This is a genomic window from Burkholderiales bacterium (assembly GCA_036262035.1).
Lineage (GTDB): Bacteria > Pseudomonadota > Gammaproteobacteria > Burkholderiales > SG8-41 > JAQGMV01.
In genome coordinates this window covers 177,253-196,893 of sequence record DATAJS010000001.1, presented here as the reverse complement: position 1 = coordinate 196,893, position 19,641 = coordinate 177,253, and the positions used below count along the sequence as shown (strand labels likewise).

General features: G+C 69.1%; 6 protein-coding genes. 4 read left to right on the top strand and 2 right to left on the bottom strand.

The annotated features are described in order from the left end of the window. Positions 1-270: 270 nt before the first annotated feature. Positions 271-15,552 (top strand): filamentous hemagglutinin N-terminal domain-containing protein, encoded by a 15,282-nt coding sequence (locus tag VHP37_00795; protein HEX2824854.1) that lies wholly within the window; start codon positions 271-273, stop codon positions 15,550-15,552. A 13-nt stretch (positions 15,553-15,565) separates the two neighbouring features. Here VHP37_00795 and VHP37_00790 read toward each other — a convergent pair whose 3' ends face one another. Both VHP37_00790 and VHP37_00785 read right to left on the bottom strand, forming a co-directional pair. After that, on the bottom strand, positions 15,566-16,411 hold the full coding sequence (locus VHP37_00790; GenBank protein ID HEX2824853.1) for a mechanosensitive ion channel family protein: 846 nt from the start codon (positions 16,409-16,411) through the stop codon (positions 15,566-15,568). 56 nt (positions 16,412-16,467) lie between these two features. After that, a complete protein-coding gene (locus VHP37_00785; protein HEX2824852.1) occupies positions 16,468-17,004 on the bottom strand; it encodes a hypothetical protein in 537 nt (178 codons plus the stop codon). A gap of 149 nt (positions 17,005-17,153) precedes the next feature. Between VHP37_00785 and VHP37_00780 the strand changes: the two genes are divergently transcribed. From VHP37_00780 to VHP37_00770, 3 genes are all read left to right on the top strand, one after another. Continuing rightward, complete coding sequence (locus VHP37_00780; protein HEX2824851.1) at positions 17,154-18,098, top strand: cation diffusion facilitator family transporter; 945 nt, start codon at positions 17,154-17,156, stop codon at positions 18,096-18,098. Between the two features lie 235 nt (positions 18,099-18,333). Beyond that, positions 18,334-18,600, top strand: coding sequence for a hypothetical protein (locus VHP37_00775; GenBank protein ID HEX2824850.1), 267 nt, complete (start codon positions 18,334-18,336; stop codon positions 18,598-18,600). Between the two features lie 90 nt (positions 18,601-18,690). After that, positions 18,691-19,626, top strand: a complete 936-nt coding sequence (locus VHP37_00770; GenBank protein ID HEX2824849.1) for an alpha/beta fold hydrolase — start codon at positions 18,691-18,693, stop codon at positions 19,624-19,626. The last annotated feature ends 15 nt before the right edge of the window (positions 19,627-19,641 follow it).

Sequence of the window (19,641 nt, the reverse complement as noted above, 5' to 3'; positions counted from 1 at the left end):
TCGATAGGGCGCTGATTGTCAAGAGGAATAATTGCCCTTATCGGAAATGTGGCGGGTTGTTGGGGGCATAGGCCATCGGTAATATCGTGATGCAGATCACGAACTTCCGATCGAGCCCGTCAAGACGGTGCGCGAGCAGGACTCAGCCCCTGATCCCCAATCAGGTCCTTCCCCGCTCCCGAAAGCCGCCCAGGCTCTCAGCAGTGCAGGCCGACGCCGGCTCACTGGCGCCGCGTAAATACGATTCAAAGAAAAGTCGCAGGGGTCAGGATGCAGCAGTCGCCGCGTTGGTCTTCGAACGTCGTACGCCCGCGTTCAAATCTCGTCACTCGCCTCAATCCCGTCACCGCCGCCGTCGCCGCAGCGCTGATCGCCGCCTACGGACCCGGCGTGCGACTCGCCCATGCGGGACCGACCGGCGAGCAGGTGGTCGGCGGGGCCGCGACGGTGCAGCGGCCCGACGCCAACACCACGGTCATCAACCAGTCGACGCAGCGCGCGGCGCTCAACTGGAACGGCTTCTCGATCGACGTCGGCCAGGCGGTGATCTTCAACCAGCCGAACGCGGCGTCGGTGGCGCTCAACCGCGTGGTCGGCCCGAATCCGTCGACGATCGCCGGCAGCCTCCAGGCCAACGGCCAGGTGTTCCTGATCAACCCGAGCGGCATCCTGTTCTCCAAAGGCGCGAGCGTCGACGTCGCAGGGCTCGTCGCGTCGACCGCGAACATCAGCAACGCCGATTTCATGGCGGGCCGCAACGTCTTCAGCGGCGCCGCCGGCAACATCACGATCGAGAAGGGCGCATCCATCAAGGCGGGCGAGCGTGGCTATGTCGCGCTGCTGGCGAACCAGGTGTTCAACAGCGGCACGCTCACCGCGAGCAACGGCACCGTGGCCCTCGCCGCAGGTCAGGACATGGTGCTCGACTTCCATGGCGACGGCTTGCTCAGCCTCAAGGTGAACGCAGCGGGCGCAGGGGCGAAGATCGCGCACGACGGCATCGTCGTCGCCGATGGCGGTCGCGTGATCATGAGCGCCGCTGCGCGGAATGCATTGCTCGACACCGTGCTCAACATCGACGGCATCGTGCAGGCGCGCAACGCCGTCGAGCGCAATGGTGCGATCTATCTCGAAGGCGGCGATTCCGGCGTCACGCGCGTCGCAGGGACGGTCGATGCCGGCATTGCGTCGATCGTCACGAACGATCTCGCGCTGACCGGGACGGTCAAAGGCGCCGACCGCGTCATCCTCGCGCCGTCGGACGCGACCGAGATCGCGCTCGGCGCGAGCGCTGCCGGCAAGCTTTCGATCACGCAGCCGATGCTCGACCACGTGATCACCGGAGGCGTGCTCGCGATCGGCTCGGACTCGTCCGGCTCGATCACGCTGACGGGGCCGGTGCACGGCTCGTCGTCCACGTGGCAGACGTTGTCGCTCGTCACGGGTGACCGCATCGCCGACGCCAACGCCGATCCGAGCGCGAGCATCGCCGCGACTTCGCTCGCGCTGCGCGCGGTCAACGGCATCGGCGCGCCCGACGCTCCGGTGCGCAGCCAGGTCAGCAATATCGCTTTCATGAACACCGGCGCCGGCGGCGTGTCGCTCGACAACCACGGGGCGCTGGCGGTCACGAGCGTCGCCGGCATCACGAGCTCCGATGCCGGCAACGGCGGGTTCAATCTGCGCACGCACAGCCCGCTGACGTTCGCCGTGGATACGACCTTCGCCGGGGACATGACACTCGACGCGACCGAGTCGGCCGCGGCTGGGGACGACATCACGGTCAACGCGGGGGTAACGGTCAAATCGACGGGCGGCAACCTGACGCTGCGCGCGGGCGACAACGTCAAGCTGCTCAGCGGATCGAAGGTACTGACCGAGGCGGCCGGAAAAACGGTGACCCTGCTCTCCAGCTTCAACGACACCGACGGCGCCGGCGCGATCACCCTCGATACCGCGACGATCGCGACCAACGGCGGCGACATCCAGCTCACCGGCGGCACCCGGACGCCCGATGCCGACCCCAACGTCAACCTTACCCTGGGGTCGGTGTTGATGACCGACTCCACGCTCACGTCGGGCGCCGGCAAGATCACCATTACCGGCGCGTCGCCCAACGTGGTGCCCGGGGTGCGCACGTCCGGCGGCACGATCCAGTCCACGAGCGGCGCGATCAGCATCACCGGCCAGGCCGGAAGCGGCGCCGGCATTCTGGCGAACGGGGTCAGCGTTACGGGAACCGCCATCTCGTCGACCGACGGCGAGATCAGCATCGTCGGCCAGGGCGGATCATCGTCCGACGGCGCCAATCGCGGCGTCCAGATTTTCGGCGGCGCGACGATCACCACGGCTGCGGGCGGCATCAAGATTTTCGGGACCGGCGGCTCGAATCAGCTTTCGAATGTCGGCGTGCTGGTCAGCGACGACAATACGACGATCTCCACCACCGGCACCGGCGCGATCCAGATCACGGGCACCGGCGGCGCCGGTAGCGCCGGCTCTTCGCAGGGAGGCAACGCCGGGATAGTGGTGCAGTCGGGAGCGTCGATCCTTTCCACCAGCACCGGTGCGGGCGCAGGCGGCATCACATTGACAGGCACCGGCGGCACCGGCGGCGTCGACCCGAGAGACTACGGCGTGTGGTTCTTGGGCGCGACCTTGTCGAACCAGAACCGCGTCGAAGCGGAGGCAGGCAGCATCGCGGTGACGGGCACGAGCGCCAACTCGCTCGGCGTGAGGATCGAACAGTTCGGCGCCCTCGGCAAGGCCGGGATGACCGGCGACATCCTGGTGCGCAGCCTCGGGGGCAGCGGTATGTCGATCGCGGGCAACGCCCCGGTGTTTCCCGTGATACCGGAGGTATCCCCGATCCTCACCACCGGCAACCTGACCCTCAACGCCTCGGGCGGCGGCTCGGTCAGCGTGAGCGGGTTCATCAATGCGAGCGGCCTGCGCCTGCTGTCCGACACGCCGGGCGCCGCTTTCTCGCTGTCGAACGGCTCCAACAACGTGTCGACGCTCGCAATCAACGCGGCCGGTGGCTCGGTGACCTATCGCGACGCCGACGCCCTTGCGTTCGGCACCGTGAACAGCGTGCGTCAGGTGGCTGAAACCGCGACGACGACAGCGGGTGTCGAGGCCGCCGGCAGCCTCACGATCACGACAGGCGGCGACATCACGCAAACCTCGCGCGTCGTCGTCTCGGGCGCATCGAGCTTCAATGCCGGCGCGAACTCGATCACGCTGACGGACTCCGCCAACGATTTCAACGGCGCGGTCACGCTCGCCAACAGCGGCGCGAAAGACATCAGCATCGTCGACTCGAACGCGCTGATGCTCAACGGCGCAAGCTTCGGAAGAAACTTCACAGCGAACGCCGGCGGCGGCGACATCACCATCGCGAGCGGCCAGACGTTCACCAAGAGCAATTCGAGCGCGGCGACGATGCGACTCAATGCGTCGGGCGACATCAACGTCAACAGCGGTGTGACCATTCAGCCGGGCGCCGGTGCGCTGTCGATCGTGCTCAACGCCGACAGCGACGCGAACGACGCGGGGCGCGTTGCGCTCAACGGCATTTCCGGGAGCGCGGTGTCGTTCACGTCGAACGGCGGCAGCATCACGCTCGGCGGGCGTGCGGCGGCGGGGAATACCGTCACCGACGTCGCGACCGGCAACGCAACCAACGGCGAAGGCGTGCGCCTGAGCTTCGCGACACTCGATGCGGGCGCGGGCAGCGTCGGCATTTTCGGCAAGGGCGGCTCGCACTTGTCGGGCTCGGACGGCAACAACCACGGCGTGCTGCTGACCGATTCGACGGTGTCCGCGAACGGCGGCATCACGATTGCCGGGACGGGCGGCACGGCCGGTCGGGACAACTACGGCGTAGACATCACGAGCAACGCGCTCGTGACGACAGCCGCCGCCGGCGGGATCACGGTCACCGGCACCGGCGGCGCCGTCGGCGGCTCGGCGAACCAGATCGGGATACGGCTCGCAGGCGGCGCGGACATCACTTCCACGGGCACCGGCGGCATTACGCTCAATGGGACCGGCGGTGCAGGCAGCACCGGCAATCCCGGCGTCAATATCGGCGGCTCCGGCACGACGATCACTACAGCCAGCGGCAACATCGGAATCACCGGTACGGGCAAGGGCGCCGGGCAGGCCGACCATGGCGTGTCGATCTTCTCGAGCGCGCTGGTGAGCACCAGCGGCACCGGGCAGATCGCGATCAACGGGACCGCCGACGGCGGCACCATGAACAACATCGGCGTGTTCCTCAGCGATGCGCAGGTCACTTCGACGAGCGCGGATCCCGGCGCGGGAACGATCACGCTGACCGGCAACGTCACGTCGGGGAGCGCGACGAGCGGCAACCAAGGCGTGACCGGGCAAAGCAGCGCAACGGTGTCATCCGTCAGGGGTGATATCGGCATCACCGGAACGGGCGGCGGCAGCGGCACGAACAACAGCGGCGTCCTGCTCGGCGGCATTACCGTGCAGTCGTCGGGCGCTGCGGCGCTCTCGATCACGGGCACGGGCGCGGGCAGCGGCGCACTCGGCATCGACGTCGCGACAGGCGGCGGGTCGAGCGAGATCCGGAACACGGCGGGTGCTGCGCCGATCACGCTGACCGCCGACGACATGAGCCTCGCGTCGGTCACCGGGATCACGAACGTCGGCAACACCGTGACGCTGCGGACGCTCAGCGCCGGCCGCGCGATCACGCTCGGCGCCGATACCGCGGGAACGCTCGGTCTGACGAACGCCGAGCTCAACAAAGTCACCGCCAATATGCTCGTCGTCGGCCGCAGCGAGGCCGGAGCGCTGGCGGTGTCTTCGGCGATCGCACCGGTGAACGCACCGAACCTGCAATTGATCACCGGCGCCTCGGCGGCGATCAACGCAGGCGTCAGCGTGATCGACTCGCTGACGATGAACGCGGGGACCGATATCACCGTCGCATCGGGCCAGACGATCGCGCGCACCGGCACCGGCACGGGAAGCGTGCGTTTCAACGCCGCCGACGACATCACGCTCATCGGCGCGACGATCCAGCAGTCCGGCGGCACAGCCGGCACCGACAAGCTCAACGTCGTGTTCAACGCCAACAGCGACGATGCGGCCGGCGGCGGCATCGCCGCGATCAGCGCGCCCAGCGTGCTGACGCGCGGCGGGGACATCACGTTCGGTGGTCGCGACACCACGCTGACCGGCGCGGTGACCGGCGCGGCGGGCGGCGTATCCGCGATCGGCGTGAACCTGAGCGGCGCGACGCTGGATGCGAGCGGCGGCAGCGTTTCGATCGTCGGGCAGGGCGGCACGACCGGCAGCTCGAATCACGGCGTCTCGCTCAACGCGACCGCCATCAGCGGCAACGGCGTGTCGTTGCGCGGCACCGGCGGCAGCGGCGGCAGCAGCAACAACGGCGTCGTCTTCAGCGGCGGCACGCTCACGAGCTCGGGCAACATCGACATCACCGGCACCGCCGGCGCCGGCTCGAGCAGCGCGGTTTCGATCGGCGGCGCCACGATCGGCAACGTGGCGATGGCGGGCGACATCCTGGTCCGCAGCCTGGGCGGCGCGCTTGCGCTCGACGGTACGATCGTCAACGACCGCGGCGCCGGCCACGATGTCACGATCAACGCGTCCGGCGGCAGCGTCACGCAGAGCGCGGGAAGCAGGATCACCGCAGGCGGGCTGCGCCTGCTCGGCCAGGCGACGAGCTTCGATCTCGCCGGCACGGCGAACGACGTCACGGTGCTCGCGGGCGCGGTGACCGCGCCCGTCACGCTGGTCAACTCGCAGCCGCTCACGATCGGTACGCTCACGACGAACGACGGCACGTCGAGCTCGACCACTACCGGTATCTCGACCAACGGCGGCGCGCTGGACGTCGACAACACCGGCGCCCTCACGATCAACGCAGCGGTCAATACCATGCCCACGACGCTCGGCATCGCAGGCGGCACGGTGAAGCTCGTGAGCACCGGCGCGATCGCGTCCGATGCGAACGGCACGATCACGACCGCCGGCAGCGACAGCGGCGGCGCCGCGGCAGGCACGGGTGGTGACGTGCTCGTGCGCTCGACCGGCGCGGGCGACATCACGCTGGTCGCGGCGATCAACGCGAAAGGCGGCGACGCGCCGGTCGCGGGCAGCGCGGGCGGCGGCGGCATCGTCACCGTGCTCAACGACTCGGGCGCGATCTCGGTCGGCTCGGTCGACGCGTCCGCGGGCGGCGGCTTTGGCGGCGGCGCGGCGGGCGCGATCCAGTTGAAGTCCACGGGCGGTGCGATCTCGCAAACGTCCGGCAGCGCGCTCGCAGGCGGCACGCTCAAGGTCCTCGGCGATTCCGCGGTCACCCTCGATGAGTCGGGCAACACCGTCGGTATCGTGGCGGGCTCGGGGTCGAGCTTCGCGTTCACGAACGCGGACTCGGGCGGCCTCACCGTCGGCAACCTCGGCGCAACGACGAGCCTCGGAGTCACCATCGCCGTGGCCAACGGCATCAGCACGACCGCCGGCGACGTCACGCTGCGCGCATCGGCGGGCGCACTGACGGTCGGCAGCGGCAACGTCGATGCGGGCGGCGCGAGCGCATTGCTCTACGCGAACAGCATGAGCTTCACCGGGACCGTCACCGGCAATGCCGGCGTGACGCTGGCACCGGCGATCGACAACAGCGCGATCGTGCTCGGCGCAACCGGCGGCGGCAAACCCGCTCCGCTCTCGCTCGAGAGCACGCTGCTCGGTCAGGTCAGGACGACGGGCGCGCTCACGATCGGCTCGGCCACATCGGGACCGATCACGCTCGGCGGAGCGATCGCGGGCTCGCCGGCGACGTGGAACACGCTCTCGCTGGTGACCGGCGATACGATCGGCAACGCCGCCGGCGCATCGCCGCTGATCACTGCAAGCGCGCTTGCGCTGCGTGCCGCGAACGGCATCGGCTCTTCGGCGACGCCGCTGCGGACCGCGGTGAGCCGCATCGCGTTCCTCAACTCGGGCGCCGGCGGCGTTGCGATCGACAATACCGGCGCGCTCACGCTCGGGAGCGTGGCCGACATCACGAGCGGCTCCAGCGCCGGCAGCGGCGCGCTCACGCTCACCGCGCACAGCCCGATCACGATCGCGAGCGATCTCATCCAGAGCGGCGACATCACGATCACCGCCGGCGACGTTGCCGGCAGCGGCGACGACCTCACGGTGAACGCAGGCGTGACGGTGCGCTCCACCGGCTCCGCAGCGGGCGAAGGCAATGTCACGCTGCAGGCCGGCGACAACATGGTCCTCAACGCGGGATCGAAAGTCGAATCGCGCGCGAGCGAGTTCTCGTCACCGACGGGCGGCAAGCGCGTCACGCTGACCGCGGGCAGCGGCAACGAGCAGGGCACGATCACCGGATCGGGTGTGATCGCCGGCGAGACCGTCGTGCTCGACGCGCTGACGGGCATCGGAAGCTCGGGCACGCGCGCCGCGACGTCGGCTGCGACCCTCGCCGCGCGCACGCGCACTTCCGGCGACGTGTTCGTCGGCAATTCGGGCTCGGTCACGCTCGGCACGGTCGACGGCTCGATCGTCAACGGGGCCGCGGGCGGCGGTGCGTACGACGTGACGTCCACCGGCATGCTCACGGTCGGCGGCGCGGTGAACAGCACGGGGTTCACCGGACCGACGACGCTCGCGACCAACGTCTTCGGCAACATCGTCGTCAACGCCGCCCTCGGCAATGCGGGCTCGACGACCACGCTCACGACGGCTGCATTCGGCGCGATCACCGGCTCCGGCACGGCGACGGGCGCCCAGGTGGTGCTCGACGCCGACCTGGCTGTCGGCACCGACGTCAACCGCCTGAGCACCGCGGCGGGAACGCTCGCGGCGCGCACGCGCGCGCTGTTCGCCTCCTCCGAAGGCAGCGGCAGCGGGGTCTTCATCAGCGAAGCCGACGGCGTCACGCTCGCAACCGTCGGCGGCGTCGCGAACGGCACGGCGAGCGCGGCCGCGTACGACGTCATCTCCGCAGGCACGATGGCGATCGACGGTGCGGTGACGACCAACGGCGGCGCGGTCACACTGCAGAGCACGGCCGGGGCGATCACGTCGACCGCGGCGGGTACGATCACGACGAGCGCGAGCGGAGTCCGGGGTCCGGTCCTGATCACCGCCGCGACGAGCATCGACCTCCTCGGCAAGGTCGCCACGAAGTCGATCCGCTCGTTCGCGCCCGCGACCCGCGGCGGCGACGTCACGTTCAGCGGACCGGGTGGCATAGCGGTCTCGGACATCGACACCAGTGGCAGCGGATCGGACAGCATCGCCGGCGGCGCCGCCGCGGGTGACATCGCGTTCGGCTCGCCCGCGTCGATCACGCTGCGCGGGAACATCACCGCAAGAGGCGGCGACGGGAACATAGGCTTCGGCACCGCCGGCAACGGCGCGAACCTCACGTTCGGCGCGCCGGTGATCCTCGCCGGCGATGTGGTCATCGACACGCGGGCGGGCAGCAACGCCGCGACGCCGGGCATGGCCGGCACGGTGACGTTCTCGAGCACCATCGATTCGCCGGCTACGGCGAGAGCGCTCACCGTGACCACACCCGCGCAGATCGCGTTCGACGGCGCGGTCGGCGGCACGGCTGCGCTCGCATCGCTCACTACCAACGGTGGCGGGGCGATCGCGGTCAACGGCGGCGGTGTCAGCACGAGCGGCACGCAGACCTACGACAACACCGTCACCCTCGGCGGTGCGGCCGGGTCGTCCGCGCTCTTCAGCGGCAGCGCGCTGTTCTTCAACGGCTCGCCCGCGCTCGTCGCAGGCGCGCATCCGCTCACGCTCACGACGAACGCGCTCACGCTCGCCGGCAACGTGACCGGGAGCAGCACGCTCCTCATTCAGCCGACCGGCGATACCGTCACGATGGGCATTGCCGGAGGCGCAGGCACGCTCGCGCTGCCGACGGCGACGCTGAACAAGCTTCAGGACGGGTTTGCCTCGACCACGTTCGGTCGCGCGACGAGCACCGCGGCCACGACCGTGAATGCCGTGTCATTCGGCGACCCGGTGACGATCCGCGGCGGCTCGGTAACGGTGAACGGCGACATCACCGGCAGCGACAATGCGTCGATCACGATCTCGCCGACGAACAGCGGCCCGATCGCGCTCAACGCGAACATCGTCACGGCGAGCAACGCCGTTGCGCTGAACGGCGCGGTCACGCTGGGCGCCAACGTGAGCGTCGATACCACCTCGTCGGGCGTGGGCGCGAACGTCACGTTCGCGTCGACGGTGAACGCCGACGACAGCAGCACCCAGGACCGGACGCTCACCGTCAACGCCGGCAGCGGCATCGTGACGTTCGGCGGCGGCGTCGGCGCGGGCTCCAATGCGGCGCTCGCGGATCTCGATGTGAACGCCGGGTCGATCAGACTCAACGGCCCGATCGTCGTGAACGACGCGAACGCGGGCGCGCAGACGGTGACGCTGAACGGTCCCCTCACGCTCGGCGCCGACGTCTCGATCAACACCGATCGCGCGGGCGCGAACGACAACGCGCTCGTCTTCGGTTCGACGATCGACGCGAGCAACGGCGCCGCGCTGACACTCGACGCGGGCTCGGCGCCGGTCACGTTCAACGGGAACATCGGTGCGGGCATCAACGGCGCGCTCGCCGCGCTCGACGTGACGACGAGCGGCGCGATCAATCTCAACGCCGCGACGGTGAACCTCAGCGGCGGGGCCGGCGGGGCGACGTCGACGTGGGGCGGCAACGTGCTGCTGGGCGCCGACGCGACGTTCACCACGGCACGTCCGAGCGGCGCGAGCAACAACCTCACCTTCGGCGGAACGGTGAACAGCGCCACGACGGCGCGCAGCCTTACCGTCGCGGGCGGCAACGGCGCGGTGACGTTCGGCGGCGATGTCGGCTCGACAACCGCGCTGACAGCGCTGAATGTCACCGCCGGCTCGATCGCGCTCAACGGCGGGCAGCTCAAGCTGGACGGCGGCAGCGGCGGACTCACGTCGACCCTCAGCGGCCCCGTGACGCTCGGCGCCGACGTGCAGATCGACACCGATCGCGCGAGCGGCACCGACCACAGCCTCACGTTCGCCTCGACCGTGAATTCGGCCGGCGCGGCGCGCAAGCTCGAAGTGCTCGCCGGCGGCGGCGCCGTCACCTTCGGCGGCAGCGTCGGCGGGACCGCTGCGCTTTCCGATCTCGATGTCACCGCAGGCGCGATCAACCTCAACGCGCCGACGTTCAACCTCAACGGCGGCGCGAGTGCGCAGACGATCACGTTCACCGGGCCGGTGACGCTCGGTGCGAACGTGGTTGTCAATACGGACCGCTCAGGAGCCGCTGACAGCAGCGTCACGTTCTTGTCGCCCATTTCGCGCGATGCGACTTCGCGGTCGCTGGGCGTTACCGCAGGGACCGGGACGGCGAGATTCTCGGGCGACGTCGGCACCGCGGCTGCCCCGCTGTCGGACTTCGACGTCGCGGCGGGCACGATACTGTTCCGCGTGGCGGGCGGGGTGCAGAACACCTATTTCACCGGCCCCGCGACGACGGTCGCGACGCTCGACGGCACGGTGGAGATCGATGCGTTCGGCGTCTTCTTCAACGGCACCGGCGGCGCCGGTCTGACGTTCAACGGCAATGTGAGGGCGCCGGCCCCGTTCGGTTTCGGCAATGGCCGACACCTGCGTGTCGCGCTCGGCTCGGGCACCGTCACGTTCGCGAGCGACATCGGCGATCTCTCCGGCGGTGCGTTGTCGGCGCTCAACGTCTCGGCCGGCACGATTAACTTCAATGGCACCACCGTGGCGGTGAACCGTGACCTCGGCGACGCGCTGCTCGCGGGCAGCGTGCGTTTCGACGGGCCTGTGGTGCTCGGCGCGGCGGCGGGCCGGGCGGTGCTGATGACGACTGACAATCCCTTGGGTCGTGACGCCTCGTTGACGTTCACGTCGTCCATATCGGGCGCCTCGCATCCGGTGACGATAAGGGCGGGCGATGGTTCGCTGACGGTGGCCGGCGCGACCACCGCCGCTTCGCTCGAGGCAACCGCCCGCGATGGCATCAACCTCGGGCCGCTCACGACGACGGCGGGCGCCACACTGACCGCCGACAGCATGGCGTTGGGGACGATCAGCGCCGCCGGTCAGACGGTCAGGCTGCGCAACTTCAGCGCGAATCGGCCGATCCTGCTCGGCGGCGACTCGGCGACGAGCCTGTCGCTCAGTGCGGCGGAGCTTGGCGGCGTCACCGCTGAGCAGCTCGTCATCGGCCGACTCGACGGCACGAACTCGGGCGCGATCACGATCGGCAGCGATGTGAACCTCGGCGTGTCGACGCTCCAGCTCTCCACCGCCGGCGGCGTGACCGGCACTGCCGGCGGTATCGTCATGCCTTCGGGCACGCTCAGGATCGACACGGTCGGCGCCGTCAACATCACCGACGCGCAGAACGACGTCGGCACCCTGAGCGCATCGGCTCCCGGCGCGTCGTTGACGTTCACCGACGCCAGCGCGCTGACGCTCGGGTCCATCGACGTGCCGACAGCGGTGTCCAACGCGATCACCGTGACCGCGGCAGGCGATCTCGCGATCCCGAACCCGGTCAGCTCCGCCAGCGGCGGGTTGCTCGGCAACGTGACGCTGACCTCGACCGGCGGACGCATCTCCGGCAGCAGTCTCATCACCGGAAACAGCGTCGTGCTCGACAGCGCGACGGGCGTCGGCACCGGCACCGGCGGGCGTGTGAACACGAGCGCGGCGACGCTCGCGGCGCGCAGCCGCGTGAGCGGCGGGGTGTTCGTCAATGAAATGGACGCGGCTACGCTGAACACGATCGGCGGCGTCACGAACAGCGCGGCGGGATCCCAGGGCTACGATCTCGTCGCCGGCGGCGCTATCACCGTCGGCGGTCCGGTCGGCACCGCCGACGTGAACACGAGCGGCGTACCCGGCACGGACGCGACGAGCGGCGGCATCACGCTTTTGGCCAACGGCGCGATCGCCGGCGCGGGCTCGATCCGCACGGGCAACGCGGTCGCGAGCGGCGGCGCCGCCACGAGCGGCTCGATCACGCTGAACGCGCAGCGCATCGGCACGGGCACGGCGTCACGGCTGAACGTGACGACCGGCACGGCCTTCGGCGGCAGTACCAACGTGAACGGGCGGCTCACCGCCACGGCGGCGGACGGCATCTTCCTCACGAGTCCATCCACGCTGACCCTCGGCGCGCTCACCACGACCGCGTCCGGTGCGCCGATCGACCTCATGACCACAGGCATCGATCCGCTGGTGCTGGCGGGGAACCTCACGACGAGCAACGGCGCCGTGTCGATCGGCTCGGCCGCGCAACTCGCTGCCGACGTAGCCGTCATCGCGAACGGCGGCAGCGTGACCTTCGCGGGCACGGTTCAGTCGCCGCTGACGCCGCGCAGCCTGACCGTGACCACGAATGGCGTGACGACATTCAACGGTGCGGTGGGCGGCAGCGGCAATCCGCTGTCTTCGCTGACGGTCGACGGCGGCCCGACCGCACTCAACGGCGGCTCGGTCACCACGACCGGAAACCAGATTTACGGCGCGCTCACGCTCGGGGCGGACACGACGCTCACGGGCGATACGCCGAGCTTCGGCGGCAACGTGGCAGGGGCGAACAACGATCTCGCGCTCGACTTCTCGGGCCTCACCGCGATCGACGGCGCGCGCTTCGGAGCCATCCGCAATCTGGCGGCCGGCAACGGCGGCGTCACGGCGCTCACCGGCGTGCTCGCGACCAGCGGCACTCAGACTTACGACGACAACGTCACGCTCTCGGGCAATACGACGCTCGCAGGCACGACGCCGACGTTCAACGGCCATGTCGACGGCGCGAGCAACGATCTCACGCTGAGCTTCAGCGGCACGACCGCGCTCGACGGTGCGCGCTTCAGCTCGATCCGAAATATCGTGAGCTCAGGTCCGACGACGCTGACCGGGGCGCTCACGACGAGCGGCGCACAAGCCTACGGCAGCAACGTCACGCTGGCCGGCGGTACGACGCTTGCCGGCACGACGCCGACGTTCGGCGGCAACGTCGACGGTGCGAACAACGACCTCACGCTGAGCTTCAGCGGCACGACGACCATCGACGGCGCGAAGTTCGGCCGTATTCGCGACCTGAGCAGCACAGGCGCGACGACGCTGACGGGCGCGCTGACGACAACGGGCGCACAGGCCTATGGCGGCAACGTTACGCTGGCGGGCAACACGACGCTCGCAGGCACGACGCCGACCTTCGGCGGCAATGTCGACGGTGCGAGCAACGATCTCACGCTGAGCTTCAGCGGCACGACCGCGGTCGACGGCGCGCGCTTCACCGCGATCCGCAATTTCGCGAGCTCAGGCGCGACGACGCTGACAGGGACGCTGACGACGACCGGCACGCAGACTTACGCCGGCAACGTCACGCTAGCGGGCGATACGACTCTCGCCGGCACCACGACGACGTTCGGCGGCAACGTCACCGGCGCCGGCAACGATCTCACGCTGAGCTTCGGCGGCATCACGGCGATCGACGGCGCTCGCTTCACCGCGATTCGCAATCTCTCGAGCGCAGGCGCGACGACGCTGACGGGTGCGCTGACGACGACCGGCACGCAGATTTACACCGGCAACGTCACGCTCGCGGGCGACACCACGCTCGCAGGCACGACGCCGACGTTCGGCGGCGCCGTCGATGGTGCGAATAACGATCTCACGCTGAATTTCAGCGGCACGACGGCGATCGACGGTGCGAGGTTCGCCAACATCCGCAATCTCACGTCCGCAGGCGGCGGCATGACGACGCTGACCGGTGCGCTTACGACGACCGGAACGCAGATTTACAACGATGACGTATTACTCGCAGGCAACGCGACGCTCGTCGGCACGACGCCGACGTTCGGCGGCAATGTCGACGGTGCGAACCACGATCTGACCCTGAGCTTCAACGGCGCGACCGCGATCGACGGCGGGCGCTTCACCGCGATCCGCGATCTCGCAAGCTCGGGTCCGACGACGCTGACGGGGGCGCTGACGACGAGCGGCATACAGACTTATTCAGGCAGTGTCGTGCTCGCCGGCAACACCACGCTGGCCGGCACGACGCCGACGTTCGGCGGCAATGTCGACGGTGCGAACAACGATCTGACCCTGAGCTTCAGCGGCACGACCGCGATCGACGGCGCGAGGTTCACCGGCATCCGCAGCCTGACGACCGGCAACGGCGGCGTCACGACGCTTACGGGCACGCTCACGACGAGCGGCGCGCAGACCTATAACGACAACGTCGCGCTCGCCGGGACGACCGTGCTGAACTCGGGGGCGGGCAGCATCACCTTCGCCGGCACGCTCGAATCGCCCGCGACTCCGCGCGCGCTGACGATCACTTCGGGCAACGTGCTGCGCTTCGCCGGCGCGGTCGGCGGCAACGGAGACGCGCTTGCATCGCTCACCACGACCGCGTCGAGCACGCAGATCGACGGCGGCGCGGTGACCACGACCGGCTCTCAGACCTACAACAATCCGGTCGTCATCGGCGCGAACGCGAGCCTCGATTCGACCGCCGGCAATATCTCGTTCGGCGGCGCGCTCGACGCGGATGCCGCAGCGAGCAACCGCACGGTGGTCGTCAACGCGCCGACGGGCACCGTCACGTTCTCCGGCAGCGTCGGCGCCAATGCGGCCTTCGCCGATTTCGACGTGATCTCGGGCCCGAACACCATCGTGTTCAACGGCTCGGCGCCGCAGACCGTGAACGTCACCAACGGCGGCGACGGCACGGTGCGCTTCAGCGGCAACGTGCGCCTCGACCAGAGCGTCGCGATCAACACCACGGGCAACAACGTGGCGTTCGCCAACGGCGTCGAGACGGCCGGCGCGACGAACCGCACCCTCGCAGTCGACGCCTCGACCGGCAACGTCGATCTGCAGGCTGTCGGCAACGCCACGCCGCTCGCGATGCTCATGGCGAACGGCAACGTGGTGAGCTTCAATCGGAACGCGGTCGCGCAGCAGATCGCGATCGGCGCGAGCCAGATCCTCACCAACGGCAGCGCGACGATCATGTCGCCGCTGGCGTTCGCCGGGTACGACGGTCCGGCGGCGCTGACGCTGACGGGTCCGGCGAGCGGCGGTCTGTATGGCAGCGAGACCACCGGCATGCTGCGCGTCGACGTGCCGGGTCTCTTCGTGGTGACGCCGAACGGCAGTCGCGCGCTGCCGACGGTGTGGCTCCAGGGCAATCCGGCGGCCAAGCCGTTCTATCAGTGGTACGACGACACGGGCCGCCGCGAGGTCGTCTACAACGCGCGGCCCACGTCGACGCCCGACTTCCTCAGCGACCCGCAGCAGACGCGCCAGATCCTCCAGCAGGTGAGCGAGCACGACATCGGGGACACCGCGAGCCTCAGGAGCGCCGACGCCGCGGGTGCGGCGCGTGAGCCCGATCTCTGCGCCGCCGCGGACGGCAAGAGCGAGTCGCCTCTGATGTGCGGCGACGCGCAGGCTCGCTGATCGTGCGCGACGCTCAGGCCGGCTTCGGCGCTTCGGACTCCGGCCTCGGCAGGGCCGACTGCGCGACCACGTCGCTGGGGATGGGATAGCCCGCGTCGCCGAACGTCTGCACGATCGCTTTGTTCGTGTCGAAGTACACCTGCCAGTAGTTGTCGTTGTGGGTGTACGGCCGCACCGCGAGCACCGGGCCGCGGTTGGTGAAGTCGACGATCTCGACCACCGGCTCGGGCGTCTTGGCGACGTTCGGAATCCGGGTCACCGCCTCCTTCAGTCGCGCGATCGCGTCGTTCACGTCGACGCTGTGCGCGAGCTGCGCGGTGCGCTCGACGCGCCGTGTCGGGCTCGTCGAGTAGTTGTGGATGGTGTCGCCGAACACCTTGTTGTTGCCGATGAACACCGCGACGTGATCGGGCGTGCTGATCGTGGTGGCGAAGAGGCCGATCTCGGTGACCGTGCCTTCGATGCCCGCGACCTTGATGTAATGGCCGACCCGGAACGGCCGCAGGACGACGAGGAAAGCGCCCGCCGCGAAGTTCGCGAGCAGCCCCGCCCAGGCCGCGCCGACCGCTACGCCCACGCCCGCGACCAGCGCCGCGAACGACGTCGTCTCGAAGCCGAAGTAGCCGAGCAGGCCGACGATGAGGCCGATCGTCAGCGCGGCATTGACGATATTGCCCGTATAGCGCACGAGCGTCGCGTCGATGTGCTGGCGCGTAAGGCCCGCCGACATGACGCGCACGCCGAGCCTGATCAGCCAGCGGCCGACGATCCACGCGACGATCGCGCCGACGATCTTCAGCCCGAAGGCGGTGAGCAGCGCGCTCGCGGTGGCGAGCATCCGGTCGATGTCGAATTCCATGCATACTCCCCTGATGACGAAGACATCCGGGAGTGTAGGCAAAAAACCGCCGGGACTCAGCCCGCGCGGTGCTTCCAGAGCCCGCGCTCGTCGTGGAACTCGCCGTCGACGCAGTGCTTGAACTCGTGGCCGAGCGTGCGCACGTGCTCGACGTGGTCGGACACGACGACGTGGCAGGTGTCGCCGCGGTAGACATAGAAACCGTGGACCGAGAAGACCGACGCGGCCTTGCGGCGCCCCGCCGCGTGCAGCGCGCTCTGCGCGGCTTGCGCCGCGAAGAGATCGTCGATGCGCTCGGCCGGGACTTTCTGCCATGCGACCTTGACCTCGCCGGTCACCGAAGCTCTGGTCGGAACGACCGGCAGCGTGCCGTCGAAGCACGCCCTCACCTGCTGGCCGAGCGTGTGCATCGCGGTCTCGTTGTCGCGTGAGAAGGTGTGGCAGATGCCGTTCTGGTCGCGGAACGCCGGAAGCTCGATGCCGCGCGTCCACGTGAACCGCTGCGCCTGTGCGTCCTCACGGACGGCCGGCGCCGTCGTCGCGCAACCTTGCGCGGCGAGCAGGACGGGGAGCAAAAGTGCGGCGTATTTCACGGAAACCTCTCTCGACGGCCCGTTTTCAGGGCAGGCTGAGAGGGGTTACGGCCGCGCGCGGCAGTTCTTGACGCGCTTCGGGGTACGGTAAATGCTCGAAGCGGCAGTTTTCGCGAAGTCCGCGGCGGCGAGCTGCGGCGACTCAACCGGTGGCTGAACGACGCTCACTCATCCGCTACGCGTGGCTTTCGATCGCCGCCTCGGCGCTGATCATCCTGCTCAAGGCGTACGCGTACTGGATCACCGACTCGGTGGGCCTGCTGTCGGACGCGCTCGAATCGGTGGTGAATCTCGTGAGCGCGTGCGCGATGCTGATCGCGCTGACGATCGCCGCGCGTCCCGCCGACGAGGACCATCAGTACGGCCACGACAAGGCCGAGTATTTCTCGAGCGGCCTGGAAGGCGGGCTGATCCTGTTCGCCGCGGTGGGCATCGCATGGGCGGCGCTCGAGCGTCTCATGAACCCGCGGGATCTCGAGCAGATGGGGCTGGGGCTCGCGGTGTCGTTCGTGGCATCGATGGTCAACTTCGCCGTCGCCCGCATCCTGCTGTCGGCAGGACGTCAGCACGACTCGATCACGCTCGAAGCGGACGCGCGCCACCTCATGACCGACGTCTGGACCTCGATCGGCGTGCTGGTCGGCGTCGGCGCGGTCGCGGTGACCGGCTGGAGCTGGCTCGATCCCGCGGTGGCGCTCGCGGTGGCGGCCAACATCGTGTGGACCGGCCTCGACCTGCTGCGCCGGTCGGTGCTGGGCCTCATGGACACCGCGCTCGCGGCTGACGAGCAGGCGGCGATACGCGCGATCCTCGACGCCTACTGCAGCGACGGCATCCGCTACCACGCGCTGCGCACGCGGCGCTCGGGCGCGCGGCGCTTCGTGTCGATGCACGTGCTGGTGCCCGGCGCGTGGACCGTGCGCAGCGGCCACGACCTTGCGGAAAGCATCGAGGCCCGCATTCGCGAGCGCCTGGCGAACACCACGATCACCATTCACCTGGAGCCGCTGGAGGATCCGCGGGCGTGGCGCGACGCCGAGATCGCGCCGCTCACGACCCCGGACGGAACGCCCGCACCCCGCTCGCACGGTTAGGTGAATAGTGCCGAACGACCCCCGGTCTTCAGCAACATTTGCATGCCGTGCGCCGCCATGCCCGGCGCCGACACTGCAACGGGCGCGCCAGCTCAGCCGTAACCCCTTGGAATGAATCGCAATTGGCCGAGTCTGGCGGGCGATCGCACAAGAACCGGACCCACGGGCACAGCCATTGCAGTTCGAATGGCTGATCCGCGCCCGCCGCGCGGCTGTTTTACAAGGACAGCACCCCATGAACGACCAAGATCTGCAGTCGCGATTCATCGGCATCAATATCGAAGGCCTGCTGCGGCCGTGCGAGATCTATCCCCTGCAGGTCGCGTTCGGCCACGGGTACGTCTGGGAGTGGTCCGCGGTAGACCGCGGGACGCGCTCGCAGCACACGTTCGATCTCTTCTTCGACTGCCTCGAAGACGCGCGCAAGCACGGTTACGAGCCGCACTTCCTCGGCGGCGAAAGCGCCGACCTCTCGGTCGTGCCGGTCGGCGCGCCGGCCTAACAGTCCCCGCCGGCTCCGACACGCTGTTCCCGCGCGCCGTAGAGCGCGCACCGCCGATGCGATAATCCACGCCTTCCCGAAGGAGAGGCGATGGGCGAGTTCGTCGGCAGCACCAGCGCGACGTGGAGCGAGGAATACTGGGCGCACAAGGGAGACGTGAAGCTCTACGTCTACCGCAAGCGCGCATCCGCCCCCGACAGGACCGCGCCGGCGCTGCCGGTACTCTTCCTCGTGCACGGCTCGTCGGCGTCGGGCCGGTCGAGCTTCGATCTGAACGTCCCCGGCCGGCAGTATTCGCTGATGGCGCACTTCGCCGGGCTCGGCTACGACGTATGGACCGTCGACCACGAAGGCTACGGACGCTCGGACAAGACCGGCGGCAATTCGGACATCGCCTCGGGCGCGGACGATCTTGCCGCGGCGATGGGGATCGTCCAGCGCGAGACCGGCGTCAGCCGCGTCTTCATGTACGGCGGCTCCTCCGGCGCGCTGCGGGCGTGCCTCTATGCGCAGCGTAATCCGGGCCGCGTCGCGCGGCTGATGGCCTCGGCGATCGTCTATACCGGCGCGGGCTCGCCGACCCTCGCCAAGCGCCGCGAGAACCTCGACGAATACCGCGCGAACCCGCGGCGCAAGGTCGACCGCGCGTTCATCCACGGCATGTTCACCCGCGACAAGCCCGGCACGTCCGAGATGGCCGCGGCCGACGCGCTCGCGGACGCCGAGCTCGCGCTGGGAGACTCGGTGCCGACCGGCACCTATCTCGACATGTGCGCGAACCTGCCGGTGGTCGATCCTTCGAAGATCACGTGCCCCGTGTGCATCATCCGCGGCGAGTACGACGGCATCGCGACCGAAGCCGACCTGCTCGATTTCTTCTCGAAGCTGCCGAGCAAGGACAAGCAGTTCGTGTTCGTCTCCGGCCTCGCGCACGCGGCCACGCTCGGCATCAACCGCCACAAGTTCTGGCACGCGATGCAGTCGTTCATGACGATGCCGGAGAACAGATCACTTCAAGAGAAATAAAAGCAATGAACCGCG

Coding starts and splice junctions, on each gene's coding strand:
- VHP37_00790 (HEX2824853.1), bottom strand. CDS start 16,411: ATGGAATTCGACATCGACCGGATGCTCGCCACCGCGAGCGCGCTGCTC.
- VHP37_00795 (HEX2824854.1), top strand. CDS start 271: ATGCAGCAGTCGCCGCGTTGGTCTTCGAACGTCGTACGCCCGCGTTCA.
- VHP37_00770 (HEX2824849.1), top strand. CDS start 18,691: ATGGGCGAGTTCGTCGGCAGCACCAGCGCGACGTGGAGCGAGGAATAC.
- VHP37_00775 (HEX2824850.1), top strand. CDS start 18,334: ATGAACGACCAAGATCTGCAGTCGCGATTCATCGGCATCAATATCGAA.